Here is a 24,603-nt window from a genome sequence, read left to right on the forward strand (position 1 = left end):
ATCGGGATTTTTATTTGTATCAATCTTCCAACAAAATTTAATGAGTAATGATTACTTTTTAACTTTGTCTTGAACGTATTTCTTACTCACGTCTACTACCGCTACGTCTCTAAAGAAGCTACGACCCAATAGCAATGGGTAAGTTAGGTGAGTACGGTCAGCCAATGTGAATTCCGTTTTATCTTTAAGATCACCAATCTGGATGTTAGCAACAATCACGGCACGGCGTTGTGTGCCTTCTGCACTTGACTGTTTAATCTTAACCCAGCGCTCAACCGGTAAGCTCACTTCTTGACTCTTAATGCCATCGTGTTCAACTTTGAACTTAACCCAGTCTTTGCCGTCTCGCTCGAAAGGAATGATATCAGTGGCACTGATTGAAGATGTTGTTGCACCTGTATCAACGCGTGCTTTAAACGACTCTTCTAAACCAGGAACATAAACCCACTCTTCTTCTCCAAGAATTAACTTACCATCAGAGGTTTTCGTTACTTTCTCTGGTTTTTTAGGCGGCACTGGTTTCTTTTCTGGCTCAGCAGGTTTCTCGACTTTTTCTGGCTCTTTTTCAGGTTCAGTTACGGGATCTTTAGAAGACTCCCCGTCTTTTTCGTCCGCTTTACTTGAATCGTCAACAACAGGTTGCTCGATTTGTGGTTTCTGCTCTGGCTCGACAGGAACTTGACTCGTCGTCGAACAAGCAACAAGGCCACCACTTAACATCAGGGTTATAATTGCTTTCCAATTGTACATTCAGTCACCATTTTATTTTGATACATTAGCGATTGCGTTAGCTACGTAAGGAATATGCGATTCTGAAAGACCTGCGATATTGATGCGACCGTCACCAACACCATAAATGCCATACTCTTCACGTAATTGATTCATTTGAGCTTCTTTAAAGCCTAGTACAGTAAACATACCTTTATGGCTTTCAATGAAGTCAAAGTGTGACGTGTTATAAGTATTTCGCAATTCATTGCATAATGTTTGGCGAAGATTTAACAAACGGCCCTGCATCTCACTCAATTCTTGCTTCCAAATGCGTGTTAACTCTTGATTTTGAAGAATTGTTTTCACGAGTGCAGCACCGTGATCTGGCGGCATAGTGTAAGTAGAACGAGCAAGGGTAAGAAGTTTACCTTTCGCGTTACCCACTTCTTGGCTGCTTTTACCAACGACGATTGCAGCGCCCGTTCTTTCACGATACAAACCGAAATTTTTCGAGCACGAAGTTGTGATTAGCATCTCTTCAACATTGTCTGCCATGAATTGAAGACCTTTTGCGTCTTCTTCAAGACCATCACCAAAACCTTGGTAAGCAATATCAACAAACGGTAAGAAGCCATTCTTCTGTGATAGCGCGGTGATTTCCTGCCATGCAGCAAAGTCGATGTCAGCACCCGTTGGGTTATGACAACAGCCATGCAGTAGCACAACATCATTAGGACCCGCTTGTGAAAGCTCTTCGAGCATTCTTGCTGTATCAACCTGTTTTGTTTCAGGACTAAAGTAAGAGTAGTGCTTAACTTTAAGTCCTGCCGCCTCCATCACAGGTTGGTGGTTCACGTAGCTTGGATTAGAGATCCAAACCGTTGTATCTGGCTGCGCGACTTTCATAAGATCACCCAGCATGCGCAGTGCACCACTCGCACCTGGCGTTTGAATGGCAGCAACACGATCCATTGCTGAAGTTCCTTTCAACAACAGGTCGATCATACTTTGGTTAAACTCTTCGCAACCCGCTAGGCCAACGTAAGCTTTGGTTTTCTGGTTTTCAACGACAATATCTTGTGCCATTGAAACGGCCTTCATGATTGGCGTCTCACCTTGGTTGTTGCGGTAAACACCAATGCCAAGGTCGACTTTGTTTGGACGTTCATCGCCACGGTAAGCCACAGAAAGAGAGAGAATTGGATCTAAAGTTGGTTTTGGTAGATGTGAAAACATGAAAGTCACAACCCTTTGAAATTCAAGTAATGAGTTTTACGTTAACATTATCATAGTCAAATCAGAAACATTTTTTATTAGAAGCGCTTAGTTAGCATAAGTAATCTGATAACCGTCGATTTATCGACCGACTTCGTTGATAGATTGAACGCTGTTTACTGGTGTTGACCTTTCCTAATCATTGCACTTAGCAATGTAGCTATGGTGCGCTCTGTTTGAATTGCCTTGGCGTCATGCCAGACCATGCCTTGAAGCGTGTACTGAAGTTTGCTGCATTTGGATAACCCACTATCTCACCGATATGTTGTATTGACCAATCACTTGAGCGAAGTAGTCGTGCCGCATATTCCATCCTCATACGCATGAGATGAGTCATAGGGCTATGAGAATAGTAACGCTGGCACAACCTATGGAAATGCGGTTCAGAGCATGGAAACAAGTTAGCTAACTCGTGAACATTCCACTCTTTGTGCAACTGCTTTTGAGCAGTGTCGAAAACTTGCTTTAAGCGGATTGCGTTTCTCGACAATTGCTGTGGAATCGGCGCATTGATCAAAGCTTCGATTTGAGCAACGCTATGAATAGCAATCGCACCACCGAGATCTATGGGAAGTGAAATACTTCGAAGCAAGGTATGTATGCAAGAAGCGACGACTTCTGCTGCTGGCGTCAAAGTGTATAAAATATCATTATCAATATTTGACCACCGCTTATCTCGGGACAGGAAAATCCATGCTATCTGCCAAGTCTCTTCCTCAATCCCAAAACCATTTTCAATGCCAGCAGGTACGATAATACATGATCCTGGCTCAAGAATGTAACGACACGCCCCACTCTCTAGCCACCCTTTGCCACGTACAGTAAACAGCAACATGTGCTTTTGTTGATTCTTACGATAAACAGAAAAGAAATCTCTGCAGGAGGCTGTACCGCATTGAACAATCCCAAGCTGCTCAAACGCCAATACGTGGCTTTGGTCGACAAACTCTTGGTGGGTGGTATCAGATATTTCATAGCGTTCTTGTTTTTCGCTCATTGACTGACCTAATCCCATGCTTGCGCTATCCATACCAAATGGAGAGTTTGGCAAAAGTTAATGATGAGTACAGAAAATACAGCCAAATAAAACCTAGATAAACTTCTTGCATATCAACTAGCAAGGAATTGCGATGCGCTCTACATATCGTCATTTAGACAAAGAATTTTGGCAAAAGCTAATACAAATCGGTCTGCCTGTCTCACTTCAAACCATGATGTTTTCTTTACTCGGCGTTATCGACATCTTTATGGTTAACCAATTAGGTGATACAGCAACAGCCGCAGTTGGTGTGGGCAACAGAATCTTTTTCTTCAACTTGATTATGGTGTCTGGAATTAGCGGGGCTGTAAGCGTGCTAGCTTCGCAATATTTTGGTGCAAGTAATTTTAATGGCATTCGTCGCACGCTGGCGCAATCATGGGCGTTATCCATCATCGCTATAGTGCCATTTGTTGCGGTTTATTTATTGGCTCCTGAATCAGTAGTATCTGTTGTGGCCTCAGATCCTGATTACGTTCAACAGGCAACGGACTACCTTTGGATAACAGGAGCCAGCCTTATCGGCACCGCTATCGTCGTACCATTAGAAAGTGCCCTTCGATCCGTTGGCGAAGCCAAGCTACCCACTAAGATCAGCATCTTTGCCATCTTGGTCAACGCTGTGCTCAATGCGCTTCTCATTTTCGGCTTATTCGGTTTCCCAGAACTGGGCGTAGTTGGCGCCGCTGTCGGTACCACTGTGTCAAGGTTTGTTCAGACTGTCGCACTACTTGTTTTGGCGAAAGAACATTACGCCCATCTTTTTCCAACACTCAGCAACTGGCGAGATGCCATAGTTGTTAAACATAGGAAAAAGTACCTAACTATTGCTATGCCAATGCTCATCCACGATACTGCGTGGGCTGGTGGCTTGCTGATTTACAACGTCATAGTGGGCCAAATGGGCGTCGGTGAACTGGCTATCATTTCACTACTGTCACCTGTCGAAAGCATATTGATCTCTGCCTTTATGGGATTTGCCGTTGCAGCTTCTATCGTTCTAGGTAACGAAATAGGCGCACAGAACTATCAAAGAGTCGAGAACACGGCTTGGGGCTATGTATTAGTCAGTTGCGGGCTTGCAATAGTCCTTGCACTACTCTGCTTTATCGCAAAACCAGTGATTGTTTACCTAGTACAGTTAACACACCTAGAGTTAAAAGAGACTGCGGTAAACGTCACTTTGGTGATTGCACTGGGTATGATTCTACGAGTGTTCAATATGGTTGGTATTGGAGGCGTACTGAAAAGCGGTGGCGATATTAACTACAGTATCTTTATCGATCTGTTTGGACAATGGGCGATCGGCATACCACTCGCCTACTACACAGCACTGGTTTTGGGCTGGCCGTTAGAATGGGTGATGTTGATTGTTTTACTTGAAGAGTTGGTCAAAATCGCACTCACAAGCCAACGCATTCAATCGAAGAAATGGATTAACAATCTCATCGAAGAGCAACCAAGAAGGACAATGTAGTCGCGGGAATAACTAAAGAACTCACACCTAAGGGCTTCATTTGCAGTTTAAGCTGCGGATAAGCCCTTATTTCTTCGATTAAGCGAGAAAAGATTAAATGTCAGTGAAACGATGAATTATTTGGTTAGAACTACCACGCCAATCCAACATAGGATCGGCTTTATCTTGCTCAAAACGGCCATCAATTAAGGTATCAATATAGCTCAACACCTCTTTCTGCTTTTCGTCGAGTTCATCTAACTCATAACCCGTCCACATCCAAATATCTTTGTTTTGGCATTCACTTTTAACGCGCTTAACCAGTTTCAAGACATCAGCCACATTCGCTGGATGCAAAGGATCACCACCAGACAGAGAAAGCCCACGACGCTTGATTCGCTCATCGTTAAGATCGGCAATAATGTGATCCTCAAGCTCCTGAGTGAACAGGTGACCAGAGTCTAAGCGCTGTGTTGACTGATTATAGCAGCCACGACACTGATGAACGCAACCAGACACAAATAGTGTACAGCGTGTACCGGGACCATTTACGACGTCGATTGGATGATATTGATGATAATTCATAGAGTTGCCGATATTTAGGATAAGACCGCTTGATTCAAACGACTAAACTCCCTCTAACATGAGAGGGAGTCCTCGCTTAACAGATTAGAAGTCGTGTCGAGTTACAGATGCTTAACGCGACGTTTAACTTCTTCCTGCTTACCAAAGTTAAATGGTCGAGCGTCTGGACTGCCTAGGTAACCACACACGCGGCGTGTTACTGACACTTTGGTTGAGTCATGGTTACCACATTTAGGGCAAGTAAAGCCTTTGCTCGTACAGTCGAACTCACCGTTATAACCACACTCGTAACACTCATCAATCGGTGTATTTGTACCGTAGTAAGGCACGCGTGAGTAACTGTAATCCCAAACGTTTTCAAGCGCTTCGATATTCTTCTGCATGTTAGGGAATTCGCCGTAACAAATAAAACCACCACTTGAGATCTCTGGGTAAGGCATCTCAAAATCGATCTTATCGTAAGGGTTAACCTTCTTCTGAACATCTAGGTGGAAGCTGTTGGTGTAGTAACCACGGTCCGTTACACCTTCAATTACACCAAACTCTTTAGTATCGATACTGCAGAAACGACTACATAGGTTTTCACTTGGCGTGCCGTATAGGCTGAACGCATAACCTGTCTCTTTGGTCCAAGTTTCCACTTCGCGTTTCATGTATTGAACAAGCTCAAGTGCCTTGTTGCGCATTTCTGTGTCATCGTAAAGGTGCGTTTCTGTACCAAATAACGCAGTCATCGCTTCATGAATACCGATATAACCAAGAGACACCGAAGCACGGCCGTTCTTAAAGATATCTGCAATCGAATCGTCAGCTTTCAGACGAACGCCACACGCACCTTCCATATAAAGAATCGGCGCAACACGTGCTTTAACGTTTTCAAGACGGCTGATACGTGTCTCTAGTGCACGACGAGCCAGTTTTAACTTTTCGTCTAGCAATGCGTAGAACTTAGTCATGTCGCCTTTCGCATTGATAGCAATGCGTGGCAGGTTAAGGCTCACAACACCTAAGTTGTTACGACCTTCATGGATAAGCTCACCGTTTTCTTCGTAAGTATTTAGGAAGCTACGGCAGCCCATCGGTGTTTTGAATGAACCTGTCACTTCTACAACTTTGTCGTAGTTAAGGATATCTGGGTACATGCGCTTAGAAGCACACTCAAGCGCTAGCTGTTTGATATCGTAATTCGGATCATCTGACTTGTGGTTTAGGCCATCTTTGATTGCAAAAACCAGTTTTGGGAATACCGCTGTTTTACGGTTCTTACCAAGGCCAGCGATGCGGTTTTTCAAGATCGATTGTTGGATCAATTTCGATCCCCAGCTTTCGCCTAAACCAAAACCAAACGTCACAAATGGTGTTTGGCCATTCGCCGTATGTAGCGTGTTTACTTCGTACTCTAGCGATTGGAATGCGTCGTAACACTCTTTCTCAGTGCGAGCGATAGCAAAGGCTTCAGGGTTATGAATGTCCCACTCTTTAGCAAGCTGAAGGTGCTTTTCGTAGCTCGCCATTACATAAGGTTCTAGTACTTCATCAATACGGTTGATCGTCGTGCCGCCGTAAATGTGGCTCGCCACTTGTGCAATAATCTGGGCTGTTACAGCTGTCGCGGTTGAGATTGATTTTGGTGTATCAATCTCTGCGTTACCCATCTTAAAACCATGAGTTAACATGCCTTTTAAGTCGATCAGCATGCAGTTAAACATCGGAAAGAATGGTGCGTAATCTAGATCGTGATAATGAATGTCGCCGCTTTCGTGCGCTTGAACGATATCGCGTGGCAAAATGTGTGTTTTCGCATAGTGTTTGGCCACGATACCAGCAAGAAGATCACGCTGTGTTGGAATCACTTTACCGTCTTTGTTGGCATTTTCGTTGATTAGGTCAACGTTGCTCTCTTCAATCAGACCTTCGATTTCGCGTGTCAAAGCACTTTGCTTCTCACGCGCAATATCGCGGTCGTGGCGGTATTCAATGTACGCACGAGCAAGAGACTTATAAGGTCCCTGCATAAGCTCATTCTCAACCATGGTTTGAATTTCAGAGATATGAACTTCATCGTACTCTTCGAGCTTTAATTCCACAGCCAATGCCACATTCAAAGCATAAATGGCAATTTCCTTATCTGACTTTTCTGATGCTGCTTCCACTGCAGCTTGGATGCGATCTCTGCTGAATGGAGCTCTTGAGCCATCACGCTTGATTACGATTGATTTCACCACTTCTCCTTACTCTCTAGGTATTCACAGACTTATCCACAAACACACTATATAGAGCGATTTATCGTTTAACTAACACTAGATATTGTGGCGTATTTAACGAGAACCACCAAACGCGGGTATTGATTTGGATCAATAAAAGAGGAGTGCTGACTAAGATCAATTCAATCTTATGACGTTATCTCTCAAGTCGAAAAAGAAACAATGTAACAATAAAAAAGTGGCTAAAAAGCCTTGAATTTTTGCCAAGTGTTGTAGGATAACGCCTCAGGGAAAATCAACATAAAATTCAGAGAAAAATGCCGTGAATAGACTTCAAAAGTGGGTTATCACCACCTGCCTATTTAGTAGTACCGTTTTAAGTGCACCTTTAAGCATATCTAGTTGGAATATTGAATGGTTATCAACCAATGAGGCTGTGAATAAAATGAGTGAGCTTCGTACGCGGGATGATTTTAACCAACTCAATTATCACTTTAAGCAACTCGATAGTGATGTGATGGCATTCCAAGAGGTCGATAATATTGAAGCGATAAAGCGCGTTGTTGGTCCTGATTTTCGTATCGTAATGTCTGACCGAGCATCTAACCGCTACAAAGCGAACCAGTTCTCAGATGTAAACCAATACACAGGCTTCGCTGTTAGGCAAAATATTAATGTCGTTAATAAGCCCGACTTAAAGCTTGAAACACGCTCTGGCAGTAAGCTTAGGTTTGCAAGCTACATTGTAGCGGAGCTTCATGATAAGCCGGTACATTTGCTCTCGGTACACTTAAAAGCGGGTTGTAGCGGTGCTTACAAGCGCAATAACAACTGTGAGCGACTCAAGCAGCAAGCTAAGGTGTTAAATGATTGGATAGTAGAACGGGAAAAGAAACAACAGAGTTATGCGGTACTGGGTGATTTCAACCATAACCTATCCTATCGTGGTGATTGGCTTTGGTCTGTACTGAGTGAAAACAACCGAGCGCAATTGGCAACCCGTTCAACGGCGGCGGACTGTAAAGTACGCTCCAACCGCAACAAAAACCGTACTCATCAATTCCGCTCTCTGATCGACCACATTGTAGTCAGTGACGATTTGAGTACATCATCGACAAAACAATACGTGTTCCCTTCTCAAGATGTCCTTGATTACTTTCTTAGTGATCACTGCCCTGTATCAACGCAGATAGAACGTTAGGACATTAACTCAATTCAAAAGTAAGAGTCGCAACTCAAAATAATAGTCAAAAGCCGCAAGCTAGGAAAACGACAAAACGTCCGCAGAGAGACAAATCACTGCGGGCGTTTTAAAAAACACAGCAAACTAAATTCGTTGACCTACGTTTCTTGCGATCATGAGTACTTCATCAGCCGAGTATAGGTTTGAAATCGTGGTCTCAACCTCAGCACCCAGTGTTGATTTGTACAACTGCTGTGCAAAGTTATCTGCACGAGTCGTCACCAAAACATGTTTGAGCGTTGAGCCTTGTTCAGCTAGCACTTCTTTAACTACTTTTAACGAATCAAGTATCAGTGTACGGCCTAAGCCTTTACCTTGTTGTTCAGTAGAAACAGCCAATTGCTCTAGCTCTAAAACAGCTTCTGGACGAAAACCGCTTTTTTGAACCCAGATAATGTAACCTTGAATCTCTCCATCAAGCTCCAATACGAAGTTAATGAAGCGTGGAGATGCATTTAAGTTACATTGTAACCACTCTTTTGACTTAGTTTGGCGTACAAACGCTTGTTGGTGAACGATAGCTGCACCATCAAGGTCGTCAGCTTGCATTAACCTTACGTTCATCAAATTACATCTCTGAATTAGGGCGTGTTTTACAGTGTAAAATTGCTTTTTCTAAAAGCTCCAGCGCCGATTTATCATTCTCTGGAAGTGTAGCATCCGAAGTCCCTAATGGTTCAACACGCTCACCCCAAGTAATGTGACCAGCACCCCATGTAAGACCTGCGCCAAAGGCAGCAACAAGAATATTCGCACCTGGCTTAACAGCACCCTGTTCAAGCGCTTCACACATAGCAATAGGCACAGTTGCGGCAGAGGTATTACCGTAATTCTGAATGTTAACGAAGGCCTTCTCTTTTTCAATACCCGCCATGTCACACAAAGTATGAATAATACGGATGTTCGCTTGGTGTGGGATAACCACATCAATGTTGTCCGTTGAGATACCAGTGCGGCTGAGAACTGTATGAGCGGCTGCCCCCATGCCTTTCACTGCACGCTTGAAGATCTCTTTACCAACGAAGTCAAAATCCCAGTAACCATTGTCTGCTGCAAAGCGATCCATAGAAGTACCGAACTTAGGCACCGCTAGAATATCACGGCCTTCCGCATCACAACCAATTTGAGCTTGTTGTAGACCAACTTGCTTTTCAGTGCGAGACAGCACAGCAGCACCAGCTCCATCACCAAATAGAACTGCAGTATCACGCTTGGTCCAATCAATGAAGAAAGACAGTCTCTCAGCGCCAATGACGATCGCGTTACGGTAGTTACCCGCTTGAATTAAGCGCGTCGCCGTTTCAAGACCATAAAGGAAGCCAGTACACGCAGCATTCAAGTCAAATGCTGCTGCGCCTTTAATACCAAGGTTTTGCTGTACTTTTGAAGCGGTGTTTGGAATAAGAGAGTCAGGAGAGCAAGTCGCAACAATGACGATATCAATATCATCAGCAGTCAAACCAGCACAAGCCATAGCATGCTGAGCTGCAACTGTCGCTAAATCAGATGTATTAACGTGGCTAATTCTTCTGTTTTCAATCCCTGTTCTTGTACGAATCCACTCGTCAGACGTATCGATAAAAGTACTGAGGTCATCATTGGAGAGCGTCGCTGGCGGTAGACACTTTCCCCACCCGGTAATTTCAGCGTAAAACTTTGTCATCATTTACCTATTTATTGTTTGTTTTTATTTGAGTATCGTAGTGTTGTTTCAAACAGTATAAGCACACAGGGGCTAGTTCGTAAATCGCGTTAGTCAATGTGGAGCAATAAAAAGAGAAAGTTATGTCTACATTCAATACTCGTTGCCCTGCTTGTCAGGGTGTTAACCGTGTTCCCTCTGAGCGAGTTTCAGAAAGCCCGACATGTGGTAAGTGTAAAGCGCTACTTCTAGATGGTGCGCCAGTGGAAGGAACCAGTGTTAACTTTTCAACGCTACTTAACAGTGCCCAACCTGTTGTGGTCGATTTCTGGGCAACATGGTGTAATCCATGTGTCGGCTTTGCACCGGTATTTAGTGATGTTGCCGCTGAACGAAACGGCAATGTGCGCTTTGTGAAGATCAATACCGAAGAGCAACAACAGCTCGCCGCTCAGTTTGCTATTCGTAGTATTCCAACCGTTATGGTGTTTAAACAAGGTAAAGTGGTGGACACTATTAATGGCGCTTTACCAAAAGGCCAATTTGATCAGTGGCTTAATCAAGCTCTAACCAAATAAATACATTAAGTCAGAACAGCCTACACTGTTCTGACTTTTCTCGCGTACTTACTTAAACCGCAACACTTTGTTAGATATGGCGATAAAAAGCCTTAATATCGCATTTAAATCGCTAGCTCACGCTCTTTTGTCATCTCACCTTCTTCTGGCTCTCGAACTTCACACAAGCCGTGCTCCTTTTTGATCTGATCAGAAATCTTCTCAGCAATCATGATCGTCGGTGCATTGGTATTCGCCCCAACTAAGGTTGGCATAATAGACGCATCAACCACTCTGATTCCTTGTAATCCATAAACCTTAAGGTCTTCATCCACCACTGCGGTATTGTCCGATGCCGTACCCATTTTACAAGTACCGACAGGGTGATACTGAGTATCTGCACGATTTCGAATATCTTGCTCAATGGCTTGGTCATCTGAAGCGTCGACTGGATAAAAGTTTGCTCCGCGAACATCATCAAACGGCGCGCTTTCCATCATTTGATATTGTTTCTTCCATCCTTTTATCATCACTTGCATATCGTCTGGATCACTGAAGAATGCCGGATCGATCTTTGGTGGATCGTATGGGTTATTGCTTTGAAGTGTCACTGTTCCACGACTTTTAGGCCTCAATAGAGTGACGTGAGAACTGAATCCATGACTCATATGAATTTTCCGTGCATGGTCATCGACAACAGCGACGACAAACACAAATTCTAGGTCTGGTACCGTCAAACCCTGCTCGGAATAAAAGAAACCAATACCTTCAGCAAAATTACTGGTCATTTTGCCCGTTCGCTCTTTGAGCCATAAAGGTAGCGCTTTGGTCATGTCCGCGCTCATTTGCAGCGATATACCAAACGTCTCATGTTTGTCGCTGCACTTGTAGCTGTGAATCAGGTCGATGTGATCTTGAAGATTTTGCCCGACACCTTCTAACGAGTGAACTATTGGCAATCCATGCTGTTCAAGCTCATTTGTTGGGCCTACGCCTGACAACATCAGAATTTGCGGTGAACCGAAGGCCCCTGCAGATAGTACGACTTCTTTGCGCGCACCGATCTGAAATGATTGCCCTTTTGTGCCGTATTCAATGCCGACTGCTGTTTTTCCCTCAAACAACACCTTATGAACTGTTGCATTGGTGACAACGGTTAGGTTCTTTCGATCTAGGTTTGGGGTTAGATAAGCTTTGGCGGCACTACATCGCTCTCCGTTTAACTGAGTCACTTGAGTTGCCATTGCGCCAAATTGCTCTGCACCGTTAATGTCTGGGTTTCGTGGTACACCGATGGATTCACAAGCGTCTAAGTAACGCTCAATCATTCGACTTGGGCTGCGAAGGTTAGCGACGTTCAACGGACCACCTTGTCCATGATAATCATCGCAGTGTTGTTCGTTGTTCTCTGCCTTCTTAAAGTAAGGCAAACAATCGTGATAGCTCCATCCTGCGTTCCCTAGTTCTTGCCATAAATCGTAATCATATTTGTGACCACGGGCGTACATCATGGCATTGATAGAACTAGAACCACCCAATGTTTTACCGCGTGGTTGATACCCTTTACGTCCATTCAAACCTGGTTGAGGAACCGTCTCAAAACCCCAGTTGTGAATCTTTGTCGGCATAATGGCGGCAACACCGACAGGTGTATGAATCAAAGGGCTATTGTCTTTACCACCAGCCTCTAACAAACAGACCTCAACATTAGGGTCTTCTGAGAGCCGAGAAGCCAATACGCAGCCCGCAGAGCCGCCTCCGACAATAATGAAATCATACTGCATCATTGATGAACTCCTTTCCTTGTGTTGGGCTTAATTCTCGTTTTAGAACCTTACCTGTCGCTGTCATTGGTAGAACTGTGCGTATATACACATGTCGAGGGTATTTGTAATCAGCCAACTGACTACGACACCAAGACTGAAGCTCTTTGGCATTGACCGACGCCAGTTCACGTACAACAACATGAGCGTGAACCTCTTCACCAAGCTTATCATCCGGCGCACCAACTACGGCCGCCATCTCTACATCTGGATGACACATTAGAACTTCTTCAATCTCACGCGGGTAAACGTTATAGCCACCACGGATGATCATGTCTTTCACACGGTCAACAATGAACAGATTACCATGGTCATCAAGCTTTCCGATGTCACCAGTTAGAAACCATCCATCACGAATACTCTCTTCTGTCGCTTTGGGCCTCTTGTAATAGCCTTTCATTACACTCGGGCTTTTAATGCATATCTCCCCCAACTCGCCCCGAACAACGCTATTTCCCTCAATGTCTGTCACTTTAATCAAGTGACCACATAACGGCTGACCAACACTGCCCGCGACTCTATCACCATCAATATGATTGAATGTCGCAACGGGCGCTGTTTCTGATAGTCCATAACCTTCTAAAATGGGTAATTCAAACTGTTTTTCAAACTGACGGATAGTTTCCACGGGCATTGAAGCACCGCCTGAAACACCAAGCCTTAGGCTATGTTTGACTTTGTCTGAGCGCTCTTGGCACGCTTGTCCTGCTTTAAGGATAGCCATGTACATAGTAGGTACCCCAGCAAACACACTCACCTTGTGATCAATAATCTGATCAATTACATCTGAAGGATCAAAACGCTGAATCATGACAATTGTCGCACCCGTTAAGATACTGGCGTTCATCATCACAGTTTGGCCAAAACTGTGGAACAACGGCAATGTTGCGAGTGTGGTGTCACTGTACTCTAACCTCATCAGATATTGTGAAGACATTGCGTTAGTGTGCATGTTGGTATGCGACAGTTCCGCACCTTTAGGTTGTCCCGTCGTACCTGAGGTATAGAGGATAACCGCCGTATCATCACCGGCGACTACCTGCGCTTCTAATTGTCTGTGGCCGAATTCTTGTTCACTGGCTTCTAACCAACGTTTGAATTGGCTTTCGGCATCAGAAGTCACGTCATTCATTAATACAAAGTGTTCGCATCCTTCCACTTGGTCAAAGCCTTGCTTACCAAAATCAGCAATAGGCAAAGTTGGATCGCCTTGATGACATAAGAACGCCTTGGCGTCCGAATCTTTGAGGTGGTATTCAACTTCACGAGCCTTAAATAGAATATTTAACGGAACCACAACAGCACCCGCTTTAAGAATCCCATAATAAGCAATAACGAATTCAGCGGTATTAGGGCAAGATAAAGCTACCTTGTCACCTCGTTGTATACCAAGCTGCTTCAAATGAAAGGCAACCTTACCAGACAACTCGTTAAGTTCTTGATAACTTATTTGTTTGTCTTGCCATTGCAATGCAGGTTTCTTAGGGAATATTGCCGCGCTACGTTCTAGGTTTACTGCCAGGTTGTGCATCATGCTCTCCTCATATTCAAGTGACAATGTAACGATAAAGCCGTTAATACATCGCCACCAGCTAGATCCATTTCAAATTTCATCGCGTTTACCGAATGCTTTTAGGACTCCATGTCTCCTTTAGCAATCATCGAACTTTCATGATTACAACATTTTGATAACATCCAACACAGGTTGCATAAAGACAAAAAACGGTGATATTCGGACAAAGCAATGGGAATTGTTACTGTTTGGGTGAGACTAGGAGGACTATTATGGAGCAATGCGCGGTTTATGAGCCCGATTTACAAGCTTTTGGGATTTTGGACGTCCAGTTATTGCTACGTTATTTAGACACTCGAGTTCCAATCCCTGATTTACTCGAAGGCACCCATATTGATCCATTGCAGCTTGCAGCCCCTGATGCTCATATCTCCCTTGCACAGAAGCTCGCTGTATACAGTAATGCGCTGGCTATCACTGAAGAGAAGGAACTAGGGCTGAATGTTGGGCTACAGGCTCGCTTTAGTGATTTTGGCGTTTTAGGGTATGCGGTTTTTAGTAGCAATACCCTACTCGACTCTTTATTGATGGGATTTAAATACTTAAAACTTGCGGGACCCGTTCTCAAGAAAACCATGTCGGTGAATGAAAAGACCGGTTATTTTCGCGCAGAACAGCTTGTCGATATCGAAGGCCTACTACCTTTCTGCTGTGAATACTGGTTTGCAGCGATTCAAAGCCTATGCGAAGAAGTAATGCAACAGCCTTTTCCTTCAAAGGTGATTCGTTTTCCCTACCCTGAACCAGAATACGGGCATCGTTACCAAGAAGTTTTTCATTGCCCTGTCGAATTCGATAGCCAACAGTTGGAATGGGAGTTTGATTCGGCTTGCCTCTATGCACCGTTGCCAACCGCTAATCCTATAACACTAAAAATGTGTCTCAACTCTTGTGATGATCTACTTAAAAAGATCAGTTCACCAAGCAACCTGCGAGAACAAGTTACGCAGTGTTTTCTCGAGAACCCTGGCAACTACCCTTCTATTGAAGCACTCTCCAAACAGTTAGGTATGTCATCACGAACACTAAGACGTCACCTGAAAACCTGCGATACCAGCTACCAACAAATTCTCGATCATGTGCGCTTTCACCTAGCTAAACACTATTTGCACTCAACTCAATTTTCGATTGAAGAGATCTCTGAGCGTATCGGTTTTTCGGACAGTGCCAACTTTCGACATGCGTTTCGAAAATGGAGCGGTGTTGCACCCCGAGCCTTTCGAAAAAGCCTTCTTTCGGAAGCGCCATTAGAGTAAAGCGACTGTGTTAATCAATACCGCCGAATAAAACACCTCAAATCTGTGTCCAAATTTTATTGGACGCACAATCAATTAACCGGTTTTAACGTCATTTCGACCCGCTTTCGGGTTTGTCTTGTGCCGTTAATTTATCGATTCTGCTCGATAAAAATCCTTTATCTTAACGGTCATTTTAATTCGTTTTACCTAACGCCCTTTGTGCCCCATAGTCGCGGAAAATTCACTGTTCCACAACTATATAGAGGCTCCCGCATTGGACAACATCCAAACCAACACTCGCATAACCGTTCCAGTTATTGCACTGTCTTTCTACGCGATTGCATCAGGTTACTTGATGAGCTCTTTGCCATTAATGTTATCTGAGTACGGTCTAGAAAGCTCATTATCGAGTTGGTTAGCAAGTGCGTTCTATGCAGGTCTATTAGCAGGCACGTTACTGATTGAGCGTGCGATTGCAAAAGTTGGTCACCAACGTGCATTCGTGCTTTGCTTAAGTGTGTTTATCGCAACGATTCTTGTACTGCCATTACTTCCTAATGCAGCAGTCTGGTTAGCAGCACGATTCATTGCGGGTATCTCTGTTGCGGGTATCTTTGTCATCGTTGAATCTTGGCTAATGAGCGGTGAAGAGTCTCAACGTGCAAAACGCTTGGCTATTTACATGTGTTCACTTTACGGTGGCTCTGCTATTGGTCAGTTAGGCATTGGTTACTTAGGTATCACTGGTGGCGTGCCGTTCATTGCAATGTTCACACTGTTGTTCGGCGCGATCATTGTATTGCTTTACGGTCAAGCAACCGCACCACAGATGCACGACGCACAAACATTGTCACTTAAGCAGATCAGCAAACTGAGCCACAGCGCGCTTATCGGCTGCATTGTGTCCGGCTTAACATTAGGTGCTATCTACGGTCTGATGCCTGTAGAACTAGAACAGCGTAACATTGCACACGAAGACATTGGTGGCCTAATGGCACTGGTTATCATTGGTGGTATGGCAGTACAACCGGTTGTCACTTTGTTGTCTAAATATGTTGGTCAAGTCCTATTGATGGCACTATTTAGCCTAATGGGCGTTGCTAGCATTGCGGTACTGACACTTAACGCAGGCCTTTACGTGCTAGGCATGAGCCTTTTTGCACTTGGGATGGCGACATTCGCTCTATACCCAATTGCAATTAACCTAGGTTGCCGCAACTTAGACCCAAGCTACCTGGTGTCTGTAACGCAAGTGATGCTACTTTGCTACAGCATTGGCTCGGTTGCTGGCCCGATCGTCGCGGATAGCTTCATGGATTCTCAAGCAGGTTTGTTTACCTACTTGTTTGCCTCTCTTTTGGCGACAACGATCTACATGTTGATTGCAAGCCTAAAGCGCTCTCACCTACAAATTGCGGGCGAATAATAAGCTTCTCCACAAACACTTTGGCGCTGAAACTTTAGTACACTCCACACACTAAGTTCAGCGCCAAATTTTCTTGTCGAATCTAACACAAGCACTCATCACTGCATTCTCACTCCGGCCAATAACACTCTCGTTCTTTCATTCATTACTTTGCTTTCTACATCAGCAAAATCGAACAATGATCATTTAGCCCTTTAATTACTTAACATGGTCAATCAGCCGCTTACGATATTGGCTTGGAGATAGTCCAAAGTGCTTTTTAAATCGGTGCGAGAAATTATATGGATCTTTATAGCCCAAACGATGTGAGATCATCGAGATCGACCATTCTCGATACTTGAGTAAACTTGCGGCTTTTTCCATTCTTAACTGAATCAGCTTACTCCTTGGTGACATGTGGAACAGAGACTTAGTCACCCTATTCAGTTGTTCTTCACTAACAAATACCTGTTCCGCCATACCTGCAACAGTCCAAGGCAGGTGTAAGCTACTTTCGATTTCATTGTAGAGCGCTTGAACTCGCGCTGTTGTGCTGGTGGACTTAGGTTCAAATCCGGTCAGCATTCTTACGATTTCACTGACCAACAACTTGCGATAGCTAGCTCGTCCTCCGATCTCAAAGTAGATCAGATTCATTAATGACCAGACTTGCTCACACTCACTGAACGGCACAATCGACTGACCTAAGTCTGCAATGTGCTCCCACTGTTCAGTATCAGGCAATAGCATCCACGCCATTTTCCAAAAGTTTTGTTGTGGGTCTAATTCAAAGCGAAACGCGCTACCCGCCGGAAGGACAACCAAAGTGTAAGGAGAGATCTCTTGGACATAATCTGGCGTGGTTAAGATTCCTCCTCCTTCTTGAGTGAAAATCAAAGTATGAACGTTCACTCGCTCTCGCTCGACCCAATACTGATCATACAGCTTCGCCATTCCCCCCATGAATACACCACTTCGTTTCATTTCTGGAATATCTTCAACGGTCAAAAACCGCTCTTTACATGTTTCGGCAAGAAAGACTTCATCTTGCCAAACGGTTTTTGGTTTCATTTCATCAATGACGGATTTGCACAGGCTTTGTTGTTTTTTGAACATGTTTTTATCTCTTCCAAATCACTATAGTTCTGCCATCAATTGGAGAGCTTATGACCACGAACATTAACCCTAACTCAAATGCCATCCACAAGCCAGAGCACCTTTTATCTCGTATAATCAAGCTTGGTTTGCCTGTCGCCTTACAAAGCGCCTTGGTTGCAATACTTGCCTTAGCCGATGTGCTAATGGTGAGTGATTTTGGTATGGAAGCCGCTGCCGCTGTGGGAATCGCATCAAAATGGCATTTCGTCGCTATTATGATTATGGCAGGACTAGCATCAGCAAACGGTACGCTGGTTGCTCAATATTGGGGCAAAAGTGACCGCAAGAGCGCTCGCACCGTGACCTCAATCGCTATGACGTTCGGTCTTAAGGTACTGGTACCTGTTACCTTGGTAATCACCTTAGGAGCAAAACTGTTAATGATGCTGCAAACCAGCGATCAATCTGTCATTGACTTAGGTGCAACTTATCTTTGGTACGGTTTCCCAGTATTGCTACTGACACACATTGTGATTGTGACAGAAGCAAGCATGCGTTCTTCTGGAGATACCGTGACACCGCTGATTCTGGGTGCGATTACCATCGCACTAAACATCGCGTTAAACTTTGTGCTGATTCAAGGTGCATTTGGTTTACCAGCGATGGGCGTAGCGGGTGCAGCTTTAGCGACAACATTAGCGCGCTTAATTCAAGTCGGCATGATGTACGCGTACATGAGAGTGAAAAAACACTGGTTGCTAACAACAGAGAGCTCAATGCACCGCCCTTCGTTATGGCTTTCTTACCGTCGGTTAGCATTGCCATTGACGCTTAACGCCGTTCTTTGGGCTGTTGGGACTATGGCGTATCAAATGATCTTTGGTCACATGGGAACCACTGAGCTTGCTGTGTTCTCTATGTTGGCGCCTTTTGAGTCGCTTTGTTATTCCGTGTTCTTCGGTATATCCGTCGCGTGCTCAGTGTTGCTTGGTCATTCACTTGGTCGTGACGAGTTTGACCAAGCGATGCGTATGGGGCTGACGTTTATTAAAGCGGTAGTAGGTTTCGGCGTACTAGTGGGTGCTGCTCTATTTATGGGCAAAGAACATGTTCTTACATGGCTAAACCTCGATGAGACTGCACTCTACCCACTTGCATCACCAGCAATCACTATCATGTGCTTTGCGGTGGTGATTCGTATGCTAAACATGGTGATCATCAACGGTATTATTCGCGCAGGCGGAGATAACCCTTTCTGCCTAAGAATGGACTTTATCGCAATGTGGATGGTGGGTATTCCCGTCTGCTTCTACGGCGCCTTCATTGCAGGGTGGGATTTCAAATACATCTACGGACTGATGTTAGTAGAAGAAGTGGTGAAGTTAGCGATCTGTTCACATCGCTATATGAGCCGCCGTTGGATCAATAACCTGACGATTAGTACAGAAGAGCCTCAAACAGCTTAACACTTTTCTAAACATGTCTACTGACACACAATGATAATATCAAAGATAAGGGCCTGACTGACAGGCCCTTATTCTATTTGTTCTTACTCATCCTTACATGGCGATTTGAAGCATTCGCTTCGGGCTTAATTGGAGCAACACGCCTTTCGTGTAACAGGTGACGAATCGCCAATATTGGATGTTTAAGTAACATCCTCGGCCCTGAGTAGCGCATGACCAAGCGCATCTGTTCTTTAGGGTCAGGTTTATAACAGTGTATTGGACACTTATTGCAAGTTGGTTTTGCCTCACCATATGGACATCGGTCCAAACGCGTCTCTGCATACTCAAGCAGAGCGGTGCACTCCTGACACAGAACGTTCGTCTTATGATGATCTTTACAATAGATCTCAACCATAGCAACAACCGTTTTAAACTCGGTTGCTAACCCACCAATTAATATATCTTTGCTTTGGTACATGAACTCTCACTTGCCAACCATTGAGCGACAAATCCACACTCCTTTGTGTATACAGACGAATCGTATTCGCCTACCTATCATGTCCTTATCTCATTGCGTTAAATCGCCACTCAAGCATTGAGTTATTTATCTAAAATGATTATCCTCCAACGCCTTAATAAATTACAAGGTTATGCAGCCATGAATCGCAAGAAAAAGATCAATGATATATTAAAAAAGAAACAGAAAAAGGCGAACGCCAAGCTGCATAAGAGCAATAAACCTCGCTACATCTCAAAAGCTGAGCGCGCAAAAATGGAAGAAGAAGAGAAAGCACAACAAGCTGCTGCAGAGCAAAGTGACCTTTCTTCTGAAACAAGCAGCGATAGCGATACCGCGTCTGAATAAAACAGATTCACTGTATCGAATCATAAATACGAAAAAGCAGCCCTCGTGGCTGCTTTTTTAGTTATGGATGTTATCGAAGTTAGCTCTTAACTGGTTTTAGCTCCCAGCGTTTTAATGGCATCTGTGAGTCAATACCTGCACGCCCCCAACGATCTAACGAGTCGACCACCAAAATGCGACTTTCTGGTACCAAAGATTTAAGTAGTTTGGTTGGCTTTCGTGATGTGACTAGCCATAACGAATCATCATCTTCAAACAACGCTTTAAGGTTTGCTTTGTCTTGTTCTGACCACTCTAGTTCCGCCGTGAACAATCTCTCTTCAACGAACAACTGACTGCCTGACGCAAAATCTTCAAGGCTTTCATTAAGCAACACTACGGAATCTACTTCATTATCGAGAAGCACAGCTTGTTGTTGATTGATCAGCTCGCGCACGTCCAACATGATACGTTGTAGGTTGCCTTCAATCTGCTCAGCTTTCGTAGGCCAAAGCTTTTTAAAATCGTCTGCAACAATTGCCGCCATGCGAGTTAAGTTCGTCGGATTCAACCACGCATATTTTGATACTTGGCCATTCGGCAACGTCAACGCAGCCACGCCCTGTGCTCTCGGTGTAATAGCTTGTGCAGCATCTACCTCGACCAGACGAATATTGGCTTGCCTCGCATGTACAAACGTTGGGTCCTCAGGCCATACTGAGCCCAGAGTTAGCGCTACCGTTGCTTCCGCACCCGACGCCATGACTTTCGCTTGGCCTTTCGTTGAGAACCAATTCGGCAAACGTTCAATACCGTATCGCTTTGGAGGTAGGTATTCCGTTGTTAGCTCTGTGCCTTTTGTTAATTCAGTCGCCAATGCATAAGTCACAGGTGTGCTGACCAAAATATCTTCCGCATGGCTTGCTGCAGAGAATATGCACACAGTCGCTAAACTCGACGCTAGCCCTACTTTCTTTAACTTTCGATTAATCATTACGCTTTTCTCACGATTCGATATAGTGTCGCCAGAAGGAAGAAGCTTGCAGACACGATAATGATAGATGCACCTGAAGGGACTGGAAGTTTCAGCTCCATCGGTAATATGGTTCCTACTAAACACGCAATGGTTGCTAACAACGCAGATAACAGCACAAAACTGCCCATGCGCTTTGTTAACAAACGAGCTGTAGCGCCTGGGATAAGCAACAGTGCGCCCACCAACACAGCTCCAACAATCTTAACCGCAGCGATGGTAACCAAGGTGATCATCATTACGAACAGATAGTCGTAGAAACTGGTGTTGTAACCGCGCACTTTTGCAATATCAGGGCTAATACAGGTCAGTAGAATACGGTTAAACGTTGGAATCAGTAGCAAGATAATCAATGCGCAGCTTCCTGCTAGAATCGCTAAGTCGCGGTCCGTCACTGTTAATATCGAACCAAACAACACGTTCTCTAGCATATGGATGTTGATCTTACGCGCGACATACATCAAAAGCGCCGCGCCCACAGCTAACGCCAATGCTAAAAATACCCCCACCAAAGTATCATAAGGAACGTTGGTTCTGTTTCTTACGAAATGCAGTAACAATGCGAAGATCATGCAGAAGCTGAAAAGGCCAATAAACGGATTCTCTGGTGGCTCGCCAAGTAACACTCCGATAGCAATCCCCGTCAATGCGGCGTGACCAACGGCCTCAGAGAAAAATGCCAAACGCTTAGCAATAACCAAAGTACCTAAGCCACCAAGTAACGGGCCTAACAATAGAGCTGCCACCAGTGCGTTTACCATAAAGGCATACATAAAACTTTCAGACAGTATGCCAGCCTCAACACCAGAAACCGCCAATTCACGTAGCCAATCCATTACGCTACCTCCGACTGTTTGGTGTAATTTGAGCCACTGCTATAGTGTTGGAATAAGCTTTCGATCTTGCTCGGGTGCAACACTTCTTGATGCGCGCCACTGTCAACCAACCCACGATTCACAACATGAACATTCGCTTCGAGTCGTCTTACGGCTGTAACGTCGTGATGAACAGCAAGGATTGTTCTACCCTCATCAACACACTCACGAATGAGCGACTCTAAATATCTAACACCTTGTTCATCCATGCCTGTAGTTGGCTCATCAAGCACCAGAAGGCTTGGGTTATCCAGTAGCGCTTGAGCAAACAAAACACGTTGCTGTTCACCACCCGATAGCTGTCCCATACGGCGGTCGCTACGTGTTGCCATACCGACGCGGTCTAGTTGGGACAAAGCCATTTGCAATTGCTTAGATTTACGACGCCAAAACAATGGTACACGGCTCTGGTTAAGCAATACGAAATCCATGACAGTTAGCGGTAGACTCGCCTCAAAAGTCGCTTTCTGAGGTACATAACCAATACTTGGCTTTTCTGGCCAATGGATATCGATGTCACCACTAAAAGGCGTTAAACCGAGAACTGAGCGAAGCAGAGATGTTTTACCACCACCGTTTGGTCCCATGATCACATGACACTCGCCAGAGCCCAACTCAAGAGAAATGTCCTCAAGAATGACATTATTATCGTATTGGAGACCGAGCCGATTGATAGAAATTGAAGGGCCTTGCATTATGCCTTCCCTTTTTCTGATTGATTCTTAGCAGCGAACTTCATCGCTTCGATCAGGGTTTCTAAATTTTGTTTCATTTCAACTTCGACTTTGTCGTCTTCATATTCACCATGCGTCATGTGTGAGAAGCGATATAACTGAACACCGGTTTCAGTTTCAATGGTGTCGACAAAGCGGTTAGGCATATTCAGTTCGTAGAAGAGTACATCAATACCCGATTGGCGGATCTTCTCGATAGTTTCTTGAAGTTGACTTGCGCTTGGCTCTACACCGTGTGCTGGTTCAATTACCGCCGCTACGTCAACACCAAATTCTTGTAAGATGTAACCGTAAGCATTGTGAGTTGTGGCTACTTTCATCCCAGACGTGTCTAGCTCACCCAAAGAAAGCATCGCATCACGTTTCATGTAACGGAATTGCTTTGCGTATTTGCGGGCATTCTTGCGGTAAAACTTCGCATTATCAGGGTCAAGCTTAGATAGTTCGCTAGCAATGGTGTAAACCTTTTGGATAGTCGTAGAAAGCCCAACGAAAGTATGAGGATTTACTGCACCTTGGCCTACAGATTGCCCGAGTGCAGGCAGTAGAGGCACTTCTTTATTCGCTTCAATCACCACTAAGTCGTTACGTTGTGACGCAGCAATGACTTTAAGTGCGAAATCATCGTGACCAATACCATTCACAACAATCGCATCCATCTGGCTGAGGCGTTTTAAGTCGTTTGGTTGTGGCAAGTAGTTGTGAGGGTTAAAGCCTGCATCAACCAAAGGGAGGATATTAACTTTATCACCAACTACCGCTTTAACGTAGCTATAGTAAGGCTGAAGTGTGATGCCGACAGTCAGTTTGTTTTCATCAATTTTGTAGTCTGCGGCGTTCGCAAACATAGAGCTTAAAGACGCCCAGAATAGGACAAATAGTGTAATAATTCGCATGCGCTCTCTCATATTTTTTTAATGTGCATCATCTTCGTGATGCTGATTTACCAAAGCTTCTGACTCTGTAACCACCTGCTTCCATCCTGCTGCTGATAATGAATCAATATCGAATTTCGTTGGTGCTTCAACCTGACCTTTCAGATTAATCCAAATCTCGGGAGCGATAGAGTTTGCGTTCATCAGAAAAGAGTCGGCAAAACCTTCTAGCTTCGGTGAGGAAAAATAGTAACCTGAACCTAGAAGCTTCCAGCTGTGTTCACCTTTTCTTTTCCAGCTTTGATCTTGAGTAAATGGCGCTACCCATTCCTCTTGCAGGAACTCTACATCGGACCATTGCTCATCATTGTCTAGATAAAGATCCCGGATTTCTTCATGAGCCAATCGAAGCTCTGCAAGCATAGCGAGGTTTTCTTGTTCAACGTCGGTAACAAGAATCTGATGCTCAAATGCGGTAGTGACGTGAATTTCTGCTTGGTGGTATGGTATAGCAAGTGTTGCAAAGCCTAAGATAGAAGCGATGATCAGTGCCACCCATTTACCTTCTCTGCCGCCAGTATCGGCTCTAACAGACTGAATGATCATTTTTCACTGATCTCAACGACATCAACTTCAACAGGAAACTCGTGCCCCGAATCAAACACGATGTAAAAGTCCGCGTCTGGCTTCTTGAATTCAGCGATAGAGCGTTTATCCGTCATCTCTTTGGCAATTAAGTTGTCTTCGTAGTCAAACATTTCAACTGAATAGTCGATTGCCTTACTACCATCAGAGTAACCCGCTTCACATGCAACAATCTCGTTCTCAAACCAGCAGCTCATTAATGGGAAGTGTGCCTGTGCTGGTAACGCGATCACGCCAAGACCCAAAGCCAAACATGGTTTAGCTAAACCGATTAATTTTGTTTTTATTCTCATAACTCTT

General features: G+C 44.4%; 24 protein-coding genes. 7 read left to right on the forward strand and 17 right to left on the reverse strand.

Features of this window, described 5'->3' with window-relative positions; genetic code table 11:
- Nucleotides 1–51: 51 nt before the first annotated feature.
- The 3 genes from AC6R05_RS12900 to AC6R05_RS12910 all read right to left on the reverse strand — a co-directional run bounded on the left by AC6R05_RS12900 (nucleotide 52) and on the right by AC6R05_RS12910 (nucleotide 2,983).
- Nucleotides 52–750: an ATP-dependent zinc protease family protein gene (locus tag AC6R05_RS12900; RefSeq protein ID WP_500647595.1), complete on the reverse strand. Its 699-nt coding sequence runs from the start codon at nucleotides 748–750 to the stop codon at nucleotides 52–54.
- 12 nt (nucleotides 751–762) lie between these two features.
- Nucleotides 763–1,947 carry an amino acid aminotransferase gene (locus AC6R05_RS12905; protein ID WP_500647596.1) on the reverse strand — a complete coding sequence of 395 codons (1,185 nt, stop codon included), beginning with the start codon at nucleotides 1,945–1,947 and terminating at the stop codon, nucleotides 763–765.
- Nucleotides 1,948–2,146: 199 nt separating this feature from the next.
- Nucleotides 2,147–2,983, reverse strand: a complete 837-nt coding sequence (locus AC6R05_RS12910; RefSeq protein ID WP_500647597.1) for an AraC family transcriptional regulator — start codon at nucleotides 2,981–2,983, stop codon at nucleotides 2,147–2,149.
- Between the two features lie 133 nt (nucleotides 2,984–3,116).
- Between AC6R05_RS12910 and AC6R05_RS12915 the strand changes: the two genes are divergently transcribed.
- Nucleotides 3,117–4,502, forward strand: a complete 1,386-nt coding sequence (locus AC6R05_RS12915; RefSeq protein ID WP_500647598.1) for an MATE family efflux transporter — start codon at nucleotides 3,117–3,119, stop codon at nucleotides 4,500–4,502.
- A 93-nt stretch (nucleotides 4,503–4,595) separates the two neighbouring features.
- Here AC6R05_RS12915 and nrdG read toward each other — a convergent pair whose 3' ends face one another.
- Both nrdG and nrdD read right to left on the reverse strand, forming a co-directional pair.
- Entirely contained in the window at nucleotides 4,596–5,066 is a 471-nt protein-coding gene (gene nrdG / locus AC6R05_RS12920; protein ID WP_032552507.1) for an anaerobic ribonucleoside-triphosphate reductase-activating protein, read from the reverse strand.
- Nucleotides 5,067–5,167: 101 nt separating this feature from the next.
- A complete protein-coding gene (gene nrdD / locus AC6R05_RS12925; RefSeq protein ID WP_331441026.1) occupies nucleotides 5,168–7,288 on the reverse strand; it encodes an anaerobic ribonucleoside-triphosphate reductase in 2,121 nt (706 codons plus the stop codon).
- Nucleotides 7,289–7,592: 304 nt separating this feature from the next.
- Here nrdD and AC6R05_RS12930 point away from each other — a divergent pair, with 304 nt between their 5' ends.
- Nucleotides 7,593–8,471, forward strand: coding sequence for an endonuclease/exonuclease/phosphatase family protein (locus tag AC6R05_RS12930; RefSeq protein WP_500647599.1), 879 nt, complete (start codon nucleotides 7,593–7,595; stop codon nucleotides 8,469–8,471).
- 126 nt (nucleotides 8,472–8,597) lie between these two features.
- Here AC6R05_RS12930 and AC6R05_RS12935 read toward each other — a convergent pair whose 3' ends face one another.
- The gene (locus AC6R05_RS12935; protein WP_500647652.1) at nucleotides 8,598–9,062 is read right to left on the reverse strand and encodes a GNAT family N-acetyltransferase; all 465 of its coding nucleotides are present in this window, start codon (nucleotides 9,060–9,062) and stop codon (nucleotides 8,598–8,600) included.
- A gap of 19 nt (nucleotides 9,063–9,081) precedes the next feature.
- Complete coding sequence (locus AC6R05_RS12940; RefSeq protein ID WP_150869550.1) at nucleotides 9,082–10,176, reverse strand: ketoacyl-ACP synthase III; 1,095 nt, start codon at nucleotides 10,174–10,176, stop codon at nucleotides 9,082–9,084.
- 122 nt (nucleotides 10,177–10,298) lie between these two features.
- Here AC6R05_RS12940 and trxC point away from each other — a divergent pair, with 122 nt between their 5' ends.
- Nucleotides 10,299–10,733 carry a thioredoxin TrxC gene (gene trxC, locus AC6R05_RS12945; protein WP_500647600.1) on the forward strand — a complete coding sequence of 145 codons (435 nt, stop codon included), beginning with the start codon at nucleotides 10,299–10,301 and terminating at the stop codon, nucleotides 10,731–10,733.
- 104 nt (nucleotides 10,734–10,837) lie between these two features.
- On the opposite strand, the gene AC6R05_RS12950 is transcribed toward trxC, so the two are convergent.
- Nucleotides 10,838–12,499, reverse strand: a complete 1,662-nt coding sequence (locus AC6R05_RS12950) for a GMC family oxidoreductase (RefSeq protein ID WP_500647601.1) — start codon at nucleotides 12,497–12,499, stop codon at nucleotides 10,838–10,840.
- The gene (locus AC6R05_RS12955; protein WP_500647653.1) at nucleotides 12,486–14,066 is read right to left on the reverse strand and encodes a long-chain-fatty-acid--CoA ligase; all 1,581 of its coding nucleotides are present in this window, start codon (nucleotides 14,064–14,066) and stop codon (nucleotides 12,486–12,488) included. Before AC6R05_RS12955 ends, AC6R05_RS12950 begins: the two co-directional genes overlap by 14 nt.
- A 254-nt stretch (nucleotides 14,067–14,320) precedes the next feature.
- Between AC6R05_RS12955 and AC6R05_RS12960 the strand changes: the two genes are divergently transcribed.
- Nucleotides 14,321–15,364 carry an AraC family transcriptional regulator gene (locus AC6R05_RS12960; RefSeq protein ID WP_500647602.1) on the forward strand — a complete coding sequence of 348 codons (1,044 nt, stop codon included), beginning with the start codon at nucleotides 14,321–14,323 and terminating at the stop codon, nucleotides 15,362–15,364.
- A gap of 256 nt (nucleotides 15,365–15,620) precedes the next feature.
- On the forward strand, nucleotides 15,621–16,772 hold the full coding sequence (locus AC6R05_RS12965) for an MFS transporter (RefSeq protein WP_500647603.1): 1,152 nt from the start codon (nucleotides 15,621–15,623) through the stop codon (nucleotides 16,770–16,772).
- A gap of 198 nt (nucleotides 16,773–16,970) precedes the next feature.
- Here the strand turns inward: AC6R05_RS12965 and AC6R05_RS12970 are convergent, their stop codons facing one another.
- Nucleotides 16,971–17,867 carry a helix-turn-helix transcriptional regulator gene (locus AC6R05_RS12970; protein ID WP_500647604.1) on the reverse strand — a complete coding sequence of 299 codons (897 nt, stop codon included), beginning with the start codon at nucleotides 17,865–17,867 and terminating at the stop codon, nucleotides 16,971–16,973.
- A 50-nt stretch (nucleotides 17,868–17,917) separates the two neighbouring features.
- Between AC6R05_RS12970 and AC6R05_RS12975 the strand changes: the two genes are divergently transcribed.
- Nucleotides 17,918–19,315: an MATE family efflux transporter gene (locus AC6R05_RS12975; RefSeq protein WP_500647605.1), complete on the forward strand. Its 1,398-nt coding sequence runs from the start codon at nucleotides 17,918–17,920 to the stop codon at nucleotides 19,313–19,315.
- A gap of 73 nt (nucleotides 19,316–19,388) precedes the next feature.
- Here AC6R05_RS12975 and AC6R05_RS12980 read toward each other — a convergent pair whose 3' ends face one another.
- Nucleotides 19,389–19,775, reverse strand: a complete 387-nt coding sequence (locus tag AC6R05_RS12980; RefSeq protein ID WP_500647606.1) for a nitrous oxide-stimulated promoter family protein — start codon at nucleotides 19,773–19,775, stop codon at nucleotides 19,389–19,391.
- A gap of 180 nt (nucleotides 19,776–19,955) precedes the next feature.
- On the opposite strand from AC6R05_RS12980, the gene AC6R05_RS12985 reads away from it, so the two are divergent.
- Nucleotides 19,956–20,162, forward strand: a complete 207-nt coding sequence (locus tag AC6R05_RS12985; RefSeq protein WP_032552933.1) for a DUF2986 domain-containing protein — start codon at nucleotides 19,956–19,958, stop codon at nucleotides 20,160–20,162.
- 79 nt (nucleotides 20,163–20,241) lie between these two features.
- Here the strand turns inward: AC6R05_RS12985 and AC6R05_RS12990 are convergent, their stop codons facing one another.
- From AC6R05_RS12990 to AC6R05_RS13015, 6 genes are read right to left on the reverse strand one after another with little or no spacing between them, the layout of a single operon-like run.
- Nucleotides 20,242–21,135, reverse strand: a complete 894-nt coding sequence (locus AC6R05_RS12990; protein ID WP_500647607.1) for a metal ABC transporter substrate-binding protein — start codon at nucleotides 21,133–21,135, stop codon at nucleotides 20,242–20,244.
- Nucleotides 21,135–22,010 carry a metal ABC transporter permease gene (locus AC6R05_RS12995; RefSeq protein ID WP_150896373.1) on the reverse strand — a complete coding sequence of 292 codons (876 nt, stop codon included), beginning with the start codon at nucleotides 22,008–22,010 and terminating at the stop codon, nucleotides 21,135–21,137. Before AC6R05_RS12995 ends, AC6R05_RS12990 begins: the two co-directional genes overlap by 1 nt.
- Nucleotides 22,010–22,744, reverse strand: a complete 735-nt coding sequence (locus tag AC6R05_RS13000) for a metal ABC transporter ATP-binding protein (RefSeq protein ID WP_500647608.1) — start codon at nucleotides 22,742–22,744, stop codon at nucleotides 22,010–22,012. The genes AC6R05_RS12995 and AC6R05_RS13000 overlap by 1 nt, the downstream gene beginning before the upstream one ends.
- Entirely contained in the window at nucleotides 22,744–23,679 is a 936-nt protein-coding gene (locus AC6R05_RS13005) for a metal ABC transporter solute-binding protein, Zn/Mn family (protein WP_331442092.1), read from the reverse strand. The genes AC6R05_RS13000 and AC6R05_RS13005 overlap by 1 nt, the downstream gene beginning before the upstream one ends.
- 18 nt (nucleotides 23,680–23,697) lie before the next feature.
- Entirely contained in the window at nucleotides 23,698–24,264 is a 567-nt protein-coding gene (locus AC6R05_RS13010; RefSeq protein ID WP_500647609.1) for a DUF6162 family protein, read from the reverse strand.
- Nucleotides 24,261–24,596, reverse strand: coding sequence for a type 2 periplasmic-binding domain-containing protein (locus AC6R05_RS13015; RefSeq protein WP_331442094.1), 336 nt, complete (start codon nucleotides 24,594–24,596; stop codon nucleotides 24,261–24,263). The genes AC6R05_RS13010 and AC6R05_RS13015 overlap by 4 nt, the downstream gene beginning before the upstream one ends.
- Between the last annotated feature and the right edge of the window lie 7 nt (nucleotides 24,597–24,603).

This window comes from Vibrio sp. R11-SG3-ISO9 (assembly GCF_059834255.1).